This is a genomic window from Wenjunlia tyrosinilytica (assembly GCF_014646055.1).
In the GTDB taxonomy this organism is placed as follows: domain Bacteria; phylum Actinomycetota; class Actinomycetes; order Streptomycetales; family Streptomycetaceae; genus Wenjunlia; species Wenjunlia tyrosinilytica.
This window is the reverse complement of record NZ_BMMS01000001.1, coordinates 238,517-255,255: the sequence shown is the minus strand read 5'-3', so window position 1 is coordinate 255,255 and position 16,739 is coordinate 238,517. Positions and strand designations below refer to the sequence as shown.

Here is a 16,739-nt window from a genome sequence, read left to right as displayed (position 1 = left end):
GGACGGGGAGCGGATCGCCCGCCGCGCCGGTCAGGCGGCCCGCTCCGCCCGGCTCCGGTGGGCGCGGACGATCTCGGCGTAGCGGTGCCCGCTGCCCTTGATCGTGCGCTTCTGCGTGGCGTAGTCGACGTGGACGAGGCCGAAGCGCTTGTCGTAGCCGTAGGCCCACTCGAAGTTGTCCAGCAGTGACCAGGCGAAGTAGCCCGCCAGGGGAGCGCCCCGCTCGACCGCCGCCGCGCACGCGGCGAGATGGGCCTCCAGATAGGCGGTGCGCTCCGGGTCGTGGATCCGGCCGTCGGGGCCTACCGTGTCCGGGTAGGCGGAGCCGTTCTCGGTGACGAGGATCCGCTCGGGGCGGTACTCCCGGGCCACCCGCACCAGCATCTCCTCAAGTCCGGCGGCATGCACCTCCCAGCCCATCGCCGTGCGGTGCGCGCCCGGAACGTCGATGGAGCGGGCGTGGGGCACCGGGCCGTCGGGGTCGTTCTCCACGACGTTGCGGAAGTAGTAGTTGAGGCCGAGCCAGTCCAGCGCAGTGGCGATGACGTCGAGGTCCCCCGGCCGGACGGGCAGGTCGACGCCGTACAGCTCGAGCATGTCCTGGGGGTAGCCGCGGCCGTGGATCGGGTCGAGCCACCAGCGGTTGGTGTGCCCGTCGGCGCGGTGGGCGGCGGCGATGTCCTCCTCCCGGTCCGAGGCCGCCTCGCACGGGCTGAGGTTGTTGACGATGCCGACCGACGGCGGGGCGGTGGCCGCCGCGCGTACGGCCTGCGTGGCGAGGCCATGGCCCAGATGGAGGTGGTAGGAGGCCCGGACGGCGGCGGTGAGGTCGGTCAGGCCCGGTGCCATCCGCCCCTCGAGGTGGCCGATCCACGCCGAGCACAACGGCTCGTTGAGCGTGGCCCAGTCGGTCACCCGGTCGCCGAGCGCGCGGGCGACGGCGAACGCGTACTCGGCGAACCGCTCGGCGGTCTCACGCTCCTGCCAGCCGCCCCGGTCCTGCGACGCCTGGGGCAGGTCCCAGTGGTAGAGGGTGACATGCGGGGTGATCCCGGCGTCCAGCAGGGCGTCCACCAGCCGGTCGTAGAACGCCAGTCCGGGGGCGTTGACCTGGCCTTCGCCCTTGGGTACGACCCTGGGCCAGGCCACGGAGAAGCGGTAGGCGTCCGTGCCGAGCCGCCGCATCAGCCCGATGTCCTCGGACCAGCGGTGGTAGTGGTCGCAGGCGGTCTCGCCGGTGTGCCCGTTGTCGACCGCGCCCGGTGTCCGGGCGAAGGTGTCCCAGATCGACGGCAGGCGCCCGTCCTCGTCCACGGCCCCCTCCACCTGGTAGGCGGAGGTGGCGGTGCCCCAGACGAAGTCGGGGCCGAAGGCGGTCAGCTCATCCATGGAGTGCCCTTCCGCGGGGTGGGGAGCGGTCATTTGACGGCTCCGGCGGTGAGTCCGGCGACGAGGTAGCGCTGGAGCAGCAGGAACCCCGCGACCACGGGGAGGCTGACGACCAGCGAGGCGGCCATGACCTGGTTCCAATACACATCGGTCTGGGTGGCGTAGCCCTGAAGGCCGACGGCGAGGGTGCGGGTGGTGTCGTTGGTCATGACGGAGGCGAACAGCACCTCGCCCCAGGCGGTCATGAACGCGTAGACGGAGACCGCGACGATGCCCGGTACGGCGGCGGGGACGACCACCCGGAACAGGGCGCCGATGGGCCCGTTGCCGTCCACCAGCGCTGCCTCGTCGAGGTCTCGGGGGATCGAGTCGAAGTAGCCGACGAGCATCCAGACGGAGAAGGGGAGGGAGAAGGTGAGATAGGTGATGATCAGCCCGGCGCGGCTGCCGTAGAGGGCGATGCCGGTGGTGTTGCCGATGTTGACGAAGATCAGGAACAGCGGCAGCAGGAAGAGGATGCCGGGGAACATCTGCGTGGACAGCACCGCGACCGAGAACACCCGGCGGCCACGGAAGCGGTAGCGGCTGATCGCGTAGGCGGCGAAGACCGCCACGGCCACCGACAGCACGGTGGCGCTGACCGAGACGATCAGGCTGTTGACGAAGTAGTCGGCGAGCGGAACGGTGTCCCAGATGTCGAGGTAGGGCCGCACGGTGAAGGTGGACGGCCACCAGGTGAAGCGGGACTGGACATCGCCCAGCGGCTTGAGCGAGGAGCTCACCATCACATAGAGGGGCGCGAGGGTGAACACCGCCAGCAGGGTGAGCACGATCCGCCTGGTCCACAGGAACGCGCGGGGCGGCGCCATGGGGGAGCGGGCGGTGCGCGTCGGCGTCCTGGACGCCGTGGGCCTAGGCATCGGCGGTCCTCCTCCTCGTGGCGAGCAGGTATCCGGCCGTCACCACGAGCAGGAACAGCAGCAGGAGCACGGACATCGCCGAGCCGGTGCCGAAGTTCCACGTGACGAACGAGCTCTCGTAGATGTGGATCGAGATCAGGTCTGCCTCGGCGGGCGCGGACCTGCCGAACAGGACATAGGGCGTGTTGAAGTCGTTGAATGTCCACAGGAAGAGCACAAGGAGCAGGACCTGGTTGACGGGCCGCAGGGACGGCAGGGTGATCCGGCGGATCTGCTGCCACATCCCGGCGCCGTCGAGGGCGGCCGCCTCGTACAGGTCCCGGGGGATGTTCTGCAGTGCCGCGGTCAGGGCGAGGAACGCGAACGGCCAGGAGCGCCAGACCGAGACGACGACGATCGCGAAGAAGCTGTTGCCGCCCAGCAGCCAGAACGGGCGGTCGTGGGTGAGGTGGAGCTGGTCCACGATGACGTGGTTGAGCAGGCCGTTGTCGCGCTGGAGGAGAAAGCTCCAGGTGATCACGGCGGCGTAGACGGGCAGCGCGTACGGCACCAGGAACAGCGTGCGCAGCAGTCCGCGCCCCGGGAACGGCCCCTGCGTGAGGACCGCCGCGGCCGTGCCCAGCAGCCAGGACAGGCCGACGGAGAGCAGGGTGTAGGCGCAGGTGATCCAGAAGGAGTGCAGCAGTTCCTGGCCGACGGGTGCGTTGAAGTCGATGGCGAGGCGGTAGTTGTCGAGTCCGGCGCCGGGCGCGGTGGTCCAGTCGCGGATGGAGAACTGCGTGAGCTCCAGGAAGCTCATCCCTATGCCGACGGCCATCGGCACGATGTGGATGAGCAGTTCGAGGGCCAGCGCCGGGAGGATCAGCAGGTAGGGCAGGGCGGGGCCGCGCAGCCGGGCGGTCAGCCGACGGGCCGGGCGCTCGCGGGGCGGCGGCGCCACCGGTCGGGGATGGTCCGCCCGGGGACGGACCTTGGCGGCCGCGGGCATCAGCCCTTGCCCCCCGGCATCTGCTGCTTGGCCTTGGTGAGTTCGGCCTTGACGGAGGATTCGGTGACCGGGTGGCCGGAGGCCGCGTCCGCGAACAGCTTCTTCACCGCGTTGCCCACCAGCGTCTCGTACTGGCTCTCCTGGGGGACCTGCGGCAGCGGTGCGGCGGAGTCCGCCAGGACCTTCCGGAGGGTCTTCAGCTCCGGTGTCTCGAAGGCCGGGTCGCCATAGGCGTCGGTGACCGGGGGCATCGAGCCGTAGGTCTTGTTGAGGATGCGCTGCTCGTCCTTGCCGGTCATGAACTTCACGAACTTCAGCGCGCCGTCGCGGTTGTCGGTGTTCTTGAAGACGGCGAGGTTGATCCCGGCGACCATCGAGGTCACCTGCTTGCCACCGGGCGGGGTCTTCGCGGGCAGGGGAACGGGCGCGATGCCGTAGTCGGCGGCGTCCATGCCCTGCTTCTTCAGGGAGCTGGTCGCGGCCTGCCACATCAGCATCGCGGCCTTGCCGCGGGCGAAGTCGGTGACGGACTGCTGGTTGGCGTACTCGGCGTTGCCCGGGTTGACGATCCGGTCCTTCGCCATCAGGTCGACGAAGTCCTTCACCGCCGTGACCTGCTGGGGGGAGTCGAATGCCGGCCTGCCCTCGGGGGTGAACGGCCGGGCCCCCTGCTGCTGTCCGAGGACGAAGGCGTGGTGGACGTTCTCGGTGTAGCTGGCGCCCTCGACGGCGAGGCCCCACCGGCCGTGCCCGGTGAGCTTCTTGCCGTCGGCGACGAGCTCGTCCCAGGTGGCTGGAGGGGCGTCGATGCCCGCCTCCTTGAACAGCTTCTTGTTGTAGTAGAGGCCGTAGGCCAGCGAGTACAGCGGAACGGCCGCCGGTGGCCTGCCCTCGGCGCCCGCGGCGGCCAGCGCGTTGGCCACGAACCGGTCCTTGCCGCCTATGCGCTCCATCACCTTGTCGTCGAAGGGCAGCAGGGCACCGGTGGCCTGGAGCGAGGCCGACCAGGTGTTGCCGATGTTGAGCACGTCGGGACCCTGGCCGGAGGTGGTGGCCGCGAGGATGCGGTTGAGCAGGTCGGACCAGGGGACGACCTCGAGCTTGACCTTGATCCCGGTCCGCTTCTCGAACTTCTTCAGCTCCGGCGTGAGGATCGCCTTGTCCGCCTCGAGGCCGGCGCCCTGGTTGCTGGCCCAGTAGGTCAGCGTCTTCGGGGAGCCGTTGCCCCCGGCCGATGAGGTGGCGCTGCCACCTCCGCAGGCAGCGGCGCCCGCGACGAGAGCGGTGGCCGTGGCGGCGGTCCAGAGCTTGCGTGTCCATGTACGGCGCATCGTCGGCTGCCTCTCAGGAGTGCGTGGGGTGCGGGTGGAGGACGTGCGGATGGAGGAGGAGCGGTGGGAGGAGGTGCGGGGGAGGAGGTGCCGGTGGAGGAGGTGCGGTGTGGGGCGTGCGTATCACGGGAGGGCTGCCCTGCGTCACTTAATTCACGTCGTGATTTAACTTGTGAGAAAATGGCGAGTCAAGACTTCGTGCACGAGAATCCGAACGGTCGAGGCCGTCGGGGGAGGACGGGGCATGCCGGAACGCAACAGGCGCACGGTGCGTGACCTGCGCCGGGGCAACCGCTCGGGGCTGCTGCGCCACCTGTACTTCGAGGGGCCGCTCAGCCGGCAGGAACTGAGCCAGGACACCGGGCTCAGCCCGGCCTCCGTCAGCAACGTCGTGGGTGAGCTCGTCGAGGCGGGGATCGTCGTCGAGGCGGGAGCCGTCGAGTCGGACGGCGGCCGCCCGCGCATCCTCCTCAAGGTGGACCCCGGGCGGGCTCATCTCGTGGGTGTGGACGTCGGCGAGACGCGGGTGCGCGTCGAACTGTTCGACCTCGGCCTGACCGAACTGGCCAGGGCCGACCATCCCCTGCCCCCCGGCGACTACGCGGTCGAGCCGATCGTCGGCCACATCCTGGCCGGACTCGACGCGGTCGTCGCGGACAGCGGAGTGGACCCGGCGACGATCATCGGTGTCGGCGTGGGAGTGCCCGGCACCGTCGAGCAGGGCCCAGAGGTCCTGGTCCACGGCCAGACGATCGGATGGGACGCCGTACCGCTCGAACGGCTGCTGGCCCAGGGAACCCAACTGCCGCTGTTCATCGACAACGGGGCCACGACGCTCGGCCAGGCCGAGCTGTGGTTCGGCGCGGGACGGGGGGCGCGCAACGCCGTTGTCGCGCTCGTCGGCTCCGGTGTCGGCGCCAGCATCGTCACCGACGGCGCTCCGTACCGGGGGGCGAGCAGTAGCGCCGGCGAGTGGGGCCACACGGTGGTGCAGGTGGGCGGGCGCGCCTGCCGCTGCGGGGCGGCGGGCTGCCTCGAGGCGTACGTCGGCGCGGAAGGCGTCATCGAGCGGTACGGCAAGGTCACCGCCCCCGACGAGGAGACCGCGCTCGCCGTCCTCATCAAGGCCGCCGACACCTCGCGGGAGGCCCGGGCGGTCCTGGACGAGACCGCCCTCTACCTCGGTGCGGGGATCGGCGACCTGATCAATCTCTTCAATCCCGAGCGGATCATCCTCGGCGGTTGGGCAGGGCTCATGCTCGGTGCCCGCCTCCTGCCGCAGATCCGGGAGGCGGCGGCCTCCTATGCGCTGCGGCACCCGTTCGCCCAGGCCACGATCGACCTGTGCCGCCTCGGTCCGGACGCCGTGGCGATGGGTGCGGCGACCCTTCCGCTGGCGCACTTCTTCGAATGCGGCGGCCTCGAAAACGGCGGCCTGGAAACCCGCGGCACGGGGGCGGGGGGCTCGCGGGCCTCGAGGGGCTCGCGGGCGGGCGGTCCGGAGCCGGGCGACCCGGCGCGCAATGGAGCGCCGAAAGCCTCCACTTCACCAAGGGGCCGCCCGGCGGAGGCGGCCGCGGGGCGGCCTTGAGCCCGAACGGCGTTTACTGCGTGAAGCCTTGACGCCCCATTCGGCCAGGAGTTAAATCACGTCGTGAAGTAAGCGGTGGCGAAGTCCGGAAGTCCGGTGGCTCACTCCTGTATCTGTCATGCTCCTGACAATTCCGGCAACGTGCACATCCACGCACACCCACGCTCCTCGCTCGCGCACTGATCCCTCCCAGCCGAAAGGCGGATCCGCCATGCCCGCGTTCAGCCGTCGCAGGCCACGTCTGCGAGCTCTGACGGTGATGACCGTCACCGGCCTTCTGGCAGCCATCGGGATCGGCCCGGCCGCCCCCACCGCCCACGCCGCCAATGAACAGGTGAACATCTGGCTGACCACCACCGATGACTCCGGGGGCCGCTCGGTCACCCGTGGCCTCGAACGGCAGACTCCCGTCTCGTTCTCCTCCGGCACCGGCGGCAGCGGCCAGACCATCACCGTCGACGAGAACACGCGCTACCAGCAGTTCACCGGTGGCGGCGCCTCGTTCACCGACACCGCCGCATGGCTCATGAACAGCAGCGGCGCCCTGAGCGGCGCCACCCGTGACGCGGTCATGCGCAAACTCTTCGACCCCGGCGACGGCATCGGGCTGTCCTTCCTGCGCAACCCGATGGGGGCCTCCGACCTCGCCCGCTACGGCTACACCTACGACGACATGCCCTCCGGGCAGACCGATCCGGGCCTGAGCCGCTTCTCCATCGCCCATGACCTCGCCGATGTGGTGCCCCTGACCAAGCAGGCCCGGCAGCTCAACCCCCGGCTGACCGTGATGGCCAGCCCCTGGACCGCCCCGGCCTGGATGAAGGACAGCGGCAGCCTCAACGGCGGCTGGCTCCAGTCCCGGTTCTACGGCTCGTACGCCCAGTACTTCGTCAAGTACCTCCAGGCGTACCAGGCCCAGGGCGTCCCGGTGAACCTTGTGACCGTGCAGAACGAGCCCACCTGCTGTTCGGGCTACCCCTCCATGAGCTGGAACGGCTCCGGGCTCAACTACTTCACGAAGAACAATCTGCTGCCCGCCCTCCACTCGGCGAACCTCACCGCCAAGGTGCTCGCCCTGGACTGGAACTGGGACCAGTACGGCAGCTACGCGGCACCCATCGTGGACGACGCGGGCATCCGCAACGACTCCCTGTTCGGGGGGATCGCCTGGCACGGCTACGGCGGCGATGTCGCCCAGCAGACCACCGTGCACAACCAGTACCCCTCGCTGGACGCCTTCGACACCGAGCACTCCGGTGGCACCTGGATCGGCGACCAACAGCAGGAGGACATGCGCAACATCATCGACTACACCCGCAACTGGGGTAAGTCGGTGGTCAAGTGGAGCCTGGCCGTCGACCAGAACATGGGCCCGCACAACGGCGGCTGCGACACCTGCACGGGCCTGGTCACCGTCCACAACGGCGACGGCCGCAGCGGACAGGTCGACTACACCGTCGAGTACTACACGATGGGCCACCTCACGAAGTTCGTGAGGCCGGGCGCCCACCGCATCGCCTCCACCGCGAACTCCTCCGTGCCCAACGTCGCCTGGCGCAATCCCGACGGCTCCAAGGCGCTGATCGCCTACAACGACACCGCGAGCTCCCAGACCGTGCGGGTGAACTGGGGCGGGCAGTCCTTCTCCTACAGCCTCCCCACCAAGACCTCCGCGACCTTCACCTGGAACGGCATCCAGGATGGGGGAGGCGGTGGGGCCACCGGCCCGATCACCGGACTGGCCGGCAAGTGCGCCGACGTCGCCGGCGCCAACAGCGCCAATGGCACGGCCGTCCAGCTCTACGACTGCAACGGGACCTCGGCGCAGACATGGACGCTGGGCGCCGACGGGACCGTGCGCGCCCTCGGCAAGTGCCTCGACGTCGCCTCCGGCTCCACGGCGAACGGAGCCAGGACCCAGCTGTACGACTGCAATGGCACGGGGGCGCAGAACTGGTCGTACAACGCCTCCACCCATGACCTCGTCAATCCGCAGGCCGACAAGTGCCTGGATGTGACGGACAACAACTCCGCCAATGGGACCCCGTTGCAGATCTGGACCTGCACGGGTGGCGCCAACCAGAAGTGGACGGCGCCCACCGGCTGACCGGGCGACCCGGCCGGGCTCCGCCGGTGGCGGCTCAGTCGGCGCAGTCGAGCGGGGACGGCACCTTCTCGCCGACCGCGCCGTCGTTGCGGCAGAGCCGGTAGCCGTCCTCCTCCAGATCGTCGATGATCCCCGGCACCGCGTCCGGGTAGTTGTAGTCGAGGTGCCCGAGGACGACCCCGTTCCTCTTGGCGGAGGAGGGCGCGTCCCGCACCCTGTCCCGGATGGAGTCCACGCTCCGGAAGCCGTCGCCCGCCTCCTCCCAGTCGAGGGTGTCGATGGTCCACAGGCACATCCGGTAGCCAAGGGAGTCGGCGATGGACTTCTCGCGCTCCCCGTAGGAGCCGTACGGCGGGCGCAGCAGATCGCTGTGCACCCCGTTCTCGATCTCCTGCTCGGCCTGCTCGTACGTCAGTGCGGTCAGGAGTTGGTGCGAGTACGTGTGGTTGGCCACCCAGTGGCCCTGCCGCCGCAGCGTGGGGACGATGTCGGGGTACTCCTTGGCGAACTCCTCGATCAGGAAGAACGCCGCCCGGATCCCCCGGTCCTCCAGATACTCGCCGATCCGTGTGGCCCGGCGGGGATCGCTGTAGGCCCAGTCGTCGAAGGTCAGGAGCACCCGGCCAGAGCTGTTGCCGCAGCGGGACTCGTCGTACGCGTAGGCGGGGGCAAGGGTGGCGGAGGCATGGGTGATCGGGGCATGGGCGATGGGAGCATGGGCGACGTGGGCACGGGCGATGGGGGCATGGGCGGCCGAGGACGGGCCGGCCGACAGGGCGCCCTGGCCCAGCGTGAGCACGAGGGTGAGTGTGAGAGATCCGATGATCCGTCTGTTCACGATGATCAAGGTATGCGGTACCCGCGGCCCGGCATGCCAGCCACGCCGGGCGGGTAGCGTGCCCGGATGACGGTGGTGGTGGAGCACGCGACGGCGGACGACGCACCGGTGATCTCGGAGCTGATCGAGGAGATCGAGGACTACTACGGCTCGCGGGCCGCTCCGCCCGCCGCCGAGCGCGTCGAGCGCGTCAGGGAACTGCTCTTCGCAGACCACCCCGCCGCCCGCGTCCTGCTCGCCCGCGAGGGCGGTGTCACCCTCGGGATCGCCTGCTACTCCTCCATATGGCCCGCCGTGGGAGTCACCTGTTCGCTGTATCTGAAGGAGCTCTACGTCCGGGAGCCGGGCCGCCGCAAGGGCACGGCCCGGCTCCTGATGGAGGCCCTGCGGCAGGCCGCCCGCGACACCGGTTGCAGCCGGATCGAATGGACGGCCGACCGGGACAATCCGGTGGCGCTGAAGTTCTATGAATCCCTCGGCGCCCGGGCGCAGGACGGCAAGGTCTTCTACCGCGTGAGCGTCCCGCCCGGCGGTACCGGCAGCGCGGGTTGACCGACGCCGCGGCCCCCGGCGACCAGGGGCCCCGGATCGGCCGGAAGCCGCAGCGCCAGCAGCGGACACCCTTCGGCCCCCGCCCAGCTCTGGTGCGGATCGCTCGTGGCCGCCAAAGACAGGACGGCAGCCACGCACAGGGCCGCGTACAGCACCGACATCACGCATTGCCTCACGCCGCACCCCCGACCGCGCACGGCCGCAGCCCGTAGCGGGCCAGTACGAACCGGCAGAGGACGACCTTGCCCCCGTGCGCCGCCCGCTTGCAGAACAGCCCGTCCGACAGCGCCGCGACCATCCGCAGGCCCCGCCCGCCCTCGTCCATCAAGGACGGATCATCGCCCTCCACCGGCAGTCTCGGCATGTGCGCGTCGTAGTCGCCGACCCCTAACAGCAGCTCACCGGACCGGCACCACAGCCCCACTGACACCCGGCGATCATCAGCACTGCCGATAACCGGCCGCACCGCGTGCCGCTTGGCGTTGCCCACCAGCTCGGAGACGCACAGCACCGCGTCACTCTGCACCGGCCACAGACGCCAGTCGGCCAGCGCCGCCGTCGCCAGCAGCCGCCCCTGACGAGCCGCGTCTGCCCGCGTACCGTCCAACCGCAAAGACGCGGCCCGGTACAGCACCTGCGACCCGAAGCGATCCGGCCGCAGATCTCGCCACGCGGGTTCAACCAGTCCGCGCTCCCCCACGCCCCCCTTGGGCAACGGTTCATCGACAGACGAGGGCGGCGTCATCGGTATAGCCATGTCCCCTGCTCCTTTTGTCATCCGGCATGAGCGGCGCATTCCAGCGGCGCGAGCCCGCGCCTACCGGTGCTTCTTTTTTGTTCGCGCCCAAGCTCCGATGCTCCGCGCTTCAGTGATCAGCGGCCAGCGGCCCTCTGTCGGCCGGCTGTCGGCCAGAATGGGGACATGAGCAGTGATATCGGGGCCAACATCCGGCGTTTACGCGAAGAACGCGGGTGGAGCCAAGCACGGTTGGCCCATGAGGTCTGTCGTGCTGCCGGGTTGATCGGTGATCCGGTCGGACGGCAAGAGGTCAGCCGATGGGAGAAGGGGAAGCGCACACCCCGAGAGTGGCTGCCGTGCCTCGCTGGGGTTCTGGGTGTCTCCGTGGAAGTCCTCAAAGCACCGAAGAAGCCGGCTGAGCCGCCTTTGCCGACGCTGAGCGACTTCCTGCCCGAAGGTGACCCGCTGAGGCCGCTCAAAGCTCGTACCGGAAGCCGTGTCGGCATGGGCGCGGTGGACGCCCTGCGACAGCGTGTGCACGGGCTCAGGCTCGCTGATGACGTGCTGGCCGGAGGAGACCTCATCCGCCCCGCGCTCCGTGAACTGCGCTCCGCCGTGAGGCTGTACCGGGAAGGAACGCACACCAGCGAAGTCGGGCGGCAACTTCTGCGGCAAATTGGCGAGTTGGCGCAGATCGCTGGATGGATTGCCAGCGACGCCGGGAGGCACGAAGAGGCTGAGCGCATCTATCGGCTGGGAATCAGCGCGGCGAGGCAGGCGGAAGACCGCACGCTGGCCGGGAATATCGCCGGGTCGTTGGCCTACCAATTCAGCAACACGGGCCGGGAGGCCCAAGGTGTCGCGCTTGCCCGTGCGGCGCTCAGCGACTGCGGCCCCGACGTTCCGCCGAAAGCCCGCGCGCTGTACCTGGACCGGGTGGCCTGGGCGCACACTCAGGCAGGCGAAGCACAACCGGCCATGCGTGCGTTGGGGGAAGCCTCGGAAGCGTTGGCGCAAGACAGCGAGGGTCTGGAGTCACCCGCCTACCTTTACTGGCTTGACGCCGGGGAGCTTCGCGTCATGGAGTCGCGCGTCTACACAGAGCTGCGCCGGCCCTTGCGCGCCGTGCCCTTGCTCCGGGAAGTGCTCGGCCAATACGACGCCACGCGTGTGCGGGAAATGGCGCTGTATCTCTCATGGCTGGCTGTGGCTCTCGCTGACGCCAACGAGCCGGAAGAGGCAGCCGAGGTGACGGGACGCGTCATCACCCTGTCATCTGATATAGCGTCAGAAAGAACTGCGCAACGGGTGCGTGTCATCCTCCGCCGCTTGCAGGGCTACATGGACGTGCCGGATGTCGCCGCGCTACTCGCTGAGCACCCGGCAGCCTAGTGATCTGCGTGTCCGACCTGCGAGACCGACACGGGACCGGTCGCCGGGGCCGGTCGGTGGGACCGGCCTTCCGGGCGTCACCGCCGGTCCGCACCCGCTTTCGCGGGCGGAGGGACCCCGAGGGCCGCTCGGGCGACGGCGTCCGTGTCGGAGAGCGTCACCGAGTTCACGCCGGGGCGCGCGCCGGCCGCGGTGACCCAGTGCACGCCCTCGGTGGGGACTCCGCAGGCGAACCACCTCGGGTGCGGGTGGCCTTCGCGGTCCACCACGCGGTAGGGCCGCTCGGTCACGTCCAGCCCGCCGGTCTCATGGCCGGTCACCGTGTGCGGGCGGCAGCGGCCCTGCGCCAGCAGGCGTGAGAGCAGGGGATCGGTCGTACGGCGCAGGTCGGTCTCGGGCAGGCGGGCCTCGATGAGGGTGGTGACCTCGACCGGCGGGCCCGGGACCTCGGCCGAGGAGGCGAGGAAGGCCCCATCGCGGGTCCGTACGGTCAGGCCGGGGCCGAGGATCTCCACGACCCCCGCCTCGATCAGCGCCACCAGTTCCTCGATACGCCTGCGGGGCGGACCTATGGACAGGTGCGCGTTGAGCGGGGTGTACCAGCGCTGGAGGTGGTCGCGGTGGGAGTCGCCGGACAGCCCGGCGTGGTCGACGATCTGGCGCAGCTCGTTGCGCAGGTCCCGCAGGACGTCGAGGGCGGCCTTCAGAGGGCCGGCGACATTGCCCCGGCGGGCCTCGTGGATGTCCTGCCTCAGATGGGTCAGCAGCCACTCGCGGAAGTCGGCGGGACCGGTGAAGGAGCGTCCCAGGTGGGGGCGGGCGACCCGCTCCCAGTCCCAGCGGTCCGCCGCCGGGACGCCGAACTCGGCGAGCAGGTCCTCCTCGCCGGCCGAGGAGGGCGCGAGGTCCAGGAAACGGGCGCGGAAACGTTCGGGCTCCATCCCACGGGAGGTCAGCAGGGCGCAGTAGTAGACGCTCTCGACCTCCTTGGAGACCAGCGGCCACACATCACGCAGGAAGTCCGGGTGGTCCCCGGCGTCGGCCCGCTTGCGCAGGCGCGCGATGACGTCGGGAGTGATGACGGCGGGTTCGTGGCGGCCGTGGGCGCCCTTCTCGTTGTCGCCGCGCGCGTGGTACGGCACCCCGCGCCTCGACCCCGCGTACAGGCGCGGCTCCCGGCCGCTGGGGTGGTAGACCAGACCCCCGTCCCCCTCGGAGAAGGTGCCTCCCCGGCCCAGGGTGAGCAGGGCCATGTGGTCGAAGAAGTTGAGGCCGAGACCGCGCAGGAGGGTCGGCTCGCCCGGGGGGATCAGCTCGAGCTCGCCGAGGTCGGCGGGGTTGGCCGGGGCCGCGTAGCGCAGTCCGTGGGCGAGGGCGTGCTCGGCGAGGGCGCTCTCCTCGGGGGTCGGGGCGGTCGGCAGGTGGCCCTGGGTGAGGACGACGGCGGACAGGCCCGCCAGCACCGTGCCGTCCTCGAGGGTGAGCGAGGTGTCGTCGAGCGAGACGGCCAGCGCCTCGTGGACACGGACGGTGACGTGGGCCGGGGCGGTGCGGACGGTCCGGTTGAAGACCCACTCGAGATAGCGGCCGTAGAAGGCGCGCGTCGGGTACTCGTCCGGCCCGATCGGGCAGCCCGCCTCGGCGGCCCACTCGAAGAGGCTGGGGCCGGGACGGACCGGCCCCTCGCAGTCGACGGTCTCGTCGGTGAACAGCGTCACCTGGGAGGCCACCGTGTTCATCAGCAGAAGCCGCGACTGGGCGGTGCGCCACACCCGCCCGGGACCCGGGGGAGCGGGGTCGGCCACATGGACGGTGAGATGGCCGCCCGGAGCTAGCTCCGGCGCGTTGGCGCAGATGCGCTCCAGCACGCTGGTGCCTCGCGGGCCCGCTCCGACGACGGCTATCGCGGGGTGCTCTCCGGCCAAGATTTCGTCTCCTGCAGAGCTGGGGCTGGGGGCGAGAGCACATCATGCGCCGTTCGGACGACCTTTGGCCCTAGGAGTGGACGTGGAGGTTCCGGTGTGCGCCGGTACGGGGGAATTGGGGGTGAGGCAGATCACTCCGTGATGGTGGCGTCGAACGTCGGCGACAGATGCGCGCGGGGCCGACTCGGCACCGCCCGCTCCAGCCGCAGCCGTGCGGCGCGGCCCTTCAACGTCAGCGTCATCAGCTGATTGCCGAAGTGCGGACCGTTGAGCCGGTCCCAGGTCACCGGCAGCGGCGCCACCTTGCCGTGGCGGGCCAGCGCTCGGCCGATCCAGCGCGCGGGGCGGCTCCAGCCGAAGCGGAACCCGGCGCGGATGGCGGCCGGTACGGCGTTGTGCACGGGCGAGCAGGTGAGTTGGAGCACCCGGCTGCGCATCGCCGCTGGGAAGCGCGCCTCGGCCAGATAGGCATGGTGGACGTCGCCGGACAGGACGCAGACGGTGGCGGGCGCGTTCGGCGCGCTGCCGACACCCGCGACGATCCTCGCCAGGTCGTCGAACGAGCGGCGGAACGCGGCCCAGTGCTCCAGATCGGCGGCCCGCCGAAGCTTCTCGGACAGCCGTGCCCAACGCGGTCCGCGCCGACCGCCGCACAACGACTCGTTCCACGACTCGGCGTCATGGATGCCCGGCGGCAGGAGCCACGGCAGGGAGGTGCCGATGAGCAGGTGGTCGAACGAGCCGTTCGTGGCCAGCTCCTCGAGCCATGCCATCTCGGCGTCGTCCAGCATCGCCCGCTCGCCCTCCCGCAGGACGCGCGCGGCCCGGGAGTCGACCATGAGGAGCCGGGTGCGCCCGAAGTCCCGGTGGTAGCTCCAGCGTGCGGCCATGGGGTCGGCGTCGGCTCGGGCGGCGAAGGCGCGCAGCTCGTCCGCCCCGTCGTGCGCGGCGCGCACGGCCGCGTAGAGCTTGTCGGCCTCGAGCTCGTCGGGGGAGAGATTGCCCAGGTGCTGGTAGACCCAGTACGAGGTCAGGCCGCCGAGGATGCGCTCGGACCACCAGTCGGCGGCGCGGATCTGCTCGCGCCAGGAGTCCGAGGTGTTCCAGTCGTCGATCACGTCGTGGTCGTCGAAGACCATGCACGTGGGGACGGTGGAGAGCAGCCAGCGGATCTCGGGGTCGCGCCAGGATTCGTAGTAGAGGTGGGTGTACTCCTCGTAGTCCGCCACCTGGTCGCCGGGCGGGGTGTCCAGGTCGCGCCTTCCGGCGAGGTAGTCGCGCGTGGCGGCCGAGGTCTCGTCCGCGTAGACCTGGTCGCCGAGCAGGAGCAGCACATCGGGGCGCTCGGGGCCGTCGGGGTCGGCGGCGAGGCGGGCGGAGAGCGCGTCGAGGGCGTCCGGGCCGACCTTGTCGCCGCCGGGGGTGTGGCGCACGGTCGAGGGGCAGCCCCAGCGGCAGGAGCCGAAGGAGACGCGGAGCTCGGGGGCGGACCCGGAGGCCGTGCGCGTACCCGTGTCATCCGCGGCATCCGTGGCCGTGGCCGCATCGTCGGCGGTGCCCGTGTCCTCGGCGGTGCCCGTGTCCTCGGCGGTGCCCGCGTCTTCGGCGGTGCCCGTGTCCGCGACCGCACCCGTGGCCGCACCCGTGTCCGTGCTCGGCAGGGTGCGGATCGTGCTCGGCGGGAAGGCCGAGTCCGGGAGCGGCCAGGCCCGGTCCCCGTCGAGGGTGACCTGGTAGGCGGTCGTGGTGGCGGGGCGCAGGCCGGTGACGGGGACGAGGGCGTAGTGGTGGCCGGCGACCCGCCAGGTGGAGGACGAGCCGCCGGCTCCGGCGTCCGTGGTCACCCGCACCGTGCAGGGCCGGTCGGTCTCGACCCAGACGGTGGCGCTGTCCGCGTCCACGTAGCGCAGCAGCGGGCCCAACAACAGCTCGGGCATCCTGGCCCCTCCTTGCTTCGTCCCCTTCGGCGACGATTGGGTGGGGGCCAGTGTTCCCGAACGTCGGGCTCCGGGGAAGGTCAGCAGCTGTTCGGCCCTGTTCCCAGCGGTCGGCCTCAGCAGCCGGCCTCAGCGGCTGACCTCAGCGGCCGGTCTCAGCAGCCCGTCTCAGCGGCCGGTCTCAGCAGCCGTTGAGTATGGAGCTGAGCGCGTTCTTCTCCGCGGAGTCCACGGTGAGCAAGTAGTAGTACTTCACCCACACCCACATACGAGCGTACGTGCAGCGGTAGCCGGTCACCGACGGAAGCCACTCGGCCGGGTCCTGGTCGCCCTTGGCCTGGTTGACGTTGTCGGTGACGGCTATGAGCTGGGAGCGGGTGAGGTCGTTGGCGAAGCCCTGCCGCTTGGCGGTGGTCCAGCTGCTCGCGCCGGAGCGCCAGGCCTCGGCCAGGGGGACGACGTGGTCGATGTCCACGTCGGCGGCGGCGTGCCAGGTGGCGCCGTCGTAGGGGGAGAACCAGGTGCCGCTGACGGCCGCACAGCTGGAGTCCTGGACGACGCCGGTGCCGTCGCGCTTGAGGACGACCTCACGGGTGTTGCAGGTCCCGCTCTGGGTGATCCAGTGCGGGAACTTGTCGCGGCTGTAGCCGGTGGAGGAGCCTTCGGCCTGCACGGTGAGGGCGGCGAGGTAGCCGCGGGCGGTGGCCGCGCTCGGCGGGGTGGGCGGGGCGGCCTGGGCGGAGGATCCCCCGAGCAGCGTGGCCGTCGTGGCGAGGCCCACGGCGGCGGCGAGGGCGGCGAGGGAAGGGCGGGTTTGACGCGCGTAGAACGAGAACACGGTGCCTCCAGGGCGCGATGTCGTTGTGGAGCGGCTGGACCGTGGGGAATCGTTTCGGTGGAGGGTTTCGCCACGGTGTGCATCAGGTAACAGGCTGGCGGCATGTGCACGTCAGAATCAAGGGGGTGGAGGGTGGTGATGGAGCACCAGGTCTGCTCGCATATGGGGAAGTTCACGCCGCAAGGCACTTAG

The 16,739-nt window shown here is 70.5% G+C and carries 13 protein-coding genes; 4 read left to right on the top strand and 9 right to left on the bottom strand.

Features of this window, described 5'->3' with window-relative positions; all coding sequences use genetic code 11:
* Positions 1–30: 30 nt before the first annotated feature.
* The 4 genes from IEY86_RS01070 to IEY86_RS01055 are packed head-to-tail and all read right to left on the bottom strand — an operon-like array spanning position 31 to position 4,628.
* On the bottom strand, positions 31–1,389 hold the full coding sequence (locus tag IEY86_RS01070) for a GH1 family beta-glucosidase (RefSeq protein ID WP_189129513.1): 1,359 nt from the start codon (positions 1,387–1,389) through the stop codon (positions 31–33).
* Between the two features lie 29 nt (positions 1,390–1,418).
* Positions 1,419–2,309: a carbohydrate ABC transporter permease gene (locus tag IEY86_RS01065; protein ID WP_189129512.1), complete on the bottom strand. Its 891-nt coding sequence runs from the start codon at positions 2,307–2,309 to the stop codon at positions 1,419–1,421.
* Positions 2,302–3,297 carry a carbohydrate ABC transporter permease gene (locus IEY86_RS01060; protein WP_189129511.1) on the bottom strand — a complete coding sequence of 332 codons (996 nt, stop codon included), beginning with the start codon at positions 3,295–3,297 and terminating at the stop codon, positions 2,302–2,304. The genes IEY86_RS01065 and IEY86_RS01060 overlap by 8 nt, the downstream gene beginning before the upstream one ends.
* Complete coding sequence (locus tag IEY86_RS01055) at positions 3,297–4,628, bottom strand: ABC transporter substrate-binding protein (RefSeq protein ID WP_189129510.1); 1,332 nt, start codon at positions 4,626–4,628, stop codon at positions 3,297–3,299. Before IEY86_RS01055 ends, IEY86_RS01060 begins: the two co-directional genes overlap by 1 nt.
* Positions 4,629–4,872: 244 nt before the next feature.
* On the opposite strand from IEY86_RS01055, the gene IEY86_RS01050 reads away from it, so the two are divergent.
* Entirely contained in the window at positions 4,873–6,219 is a 1,347-nt protein-coding gene (locus IEY86_RS01050; RefSeq protein ID WP_189129509.1) for an ROK family transcriptional regulator, read from the top strand.
* A gap of 211 nt (positions 6,220–6,430) precedes the next feature.
* The gene (locus tag IEY86_RS01045) at positions 6,431–8,326 is read left to right on the top strand and encodes a ricin-type beta-trefoil lectin domain protein (protein WP_189129508.1); all 1,896 of its coding nucleotides are present in this window, start codon (positions 6,431–6,433) and stop codon (positions 8,324–8,326) included.
* 34 nt (positions 8,327–8,360) lie between these two features.
* Here the strand turns inward: IEY86_RS01045 and IEY86_RS01040 are convergent, their stop codons facing one another.
* Positions 8,361–9,164 (bottom strand): polysaccharide deacetylase family protein, encoded by an 804-nt coding sequence (locus IEY86_RS01040; protein WP_189129507.1) that lies wholly within the window; start codon positions 9,162–9,164, stop codon positions 8,361–8,363.
* A gap of 66 nt (positions 9,165–9,230) precedes the next feature.
* Here IEY86_RS01040 and IEY86_RS01035 point away from each other — a divergent pair, with 66 nt between their 5' ends.
* Positions 9,231–9,716, top strand: a complete 486-nt coding sequence (locus IEY86_RS01035) for a GNAT family N-acetyltransferase (protein ID WP_189129506.1) — start codon at positions 9,231–9,233, stop codon at positions 9,714–9,716.
* Positions 9,717–9,888: 172 nt separating this feature from the next.
* Here IEY86_RS01035 and IEY86_RS01030 read toward each other — a convergent pair whose 3' ends face one another.
* Positions 9,889–10,473 carry an ATP-binding protein gene (locus tag IEY86_RS01030; protein ID WP_189129505.1) on the bottom strand — a complete coding sequence of 195 codons (585 nt, stop codon included), beginning with the start codon at positions 10,471–10,473 and terminating at the stop codon, positions 9,889–9,891.
* 165 nt (positions 10,474–10,638) lie between these two features.
* Here IEY86_RS01030 and IEY86_RS01025 point away from each other — a divergent pair, with 165 nt between their 5' ends.
* Positions 10,639–11,847 (top strand): helix-turn-helix domain-containing protein, encoded by a 1,209-nt coding sequence (locus IEY86_RS01025; protein WP_189129504.1) that lies wholly within the window; start codon positions 10,639–10,641, stop codon positions 11,845–11,847.
* A 77-nt stretch (positions 11,848–11,924) separates the two neighbouring features.
* Here IEY86_RS01025 and IEY86_RS01020 read toward each other — a convergent pair whose 3' ends face one another.
* The 3 genes from IEY86_RS01020 to IEY86_RS01010 all read right to left on the bottom strand — a co-directional run bounded on the left by IEY86_RS01020 (position 11,925) and on the right by IEY86_RS01010 (position 16,547).
* Complete coding sequence (locus IEY86_RS01020; protein WP_189129503.1) at positions 11,925–13,772, bottom strand: FAD/NAD(P)-binding protein; 1,848 nt, start codon at positions 13,770–13,772, stop codon at positions 11,925–11,927.
* 131 nt (positions 13,773–13,903) lie between these two features.
* Positions 13,904–15,709, bottom strand: a complete 1,806-nt coding sequence (locus tag IEY86_RS01015; protein ID WP_189129502.1) for an alkaline phosphatase D family protein — start codon at positions 15,707–15,709, stop codon at positions 13,904–13,906.
* Between the two features lie 181 nt (positions 15,710–15,890).
* Entirely contained in the window at positions 15,891–16,547 is a 657-nt protein-coding gene (locus IEY86_RS01010; protein ID WP_189129501.1) for an HNH endonuclease family protein, read from the bottom strand.
* Positions 16,548–16,739 lie beyond the last annotated feature (192 nt).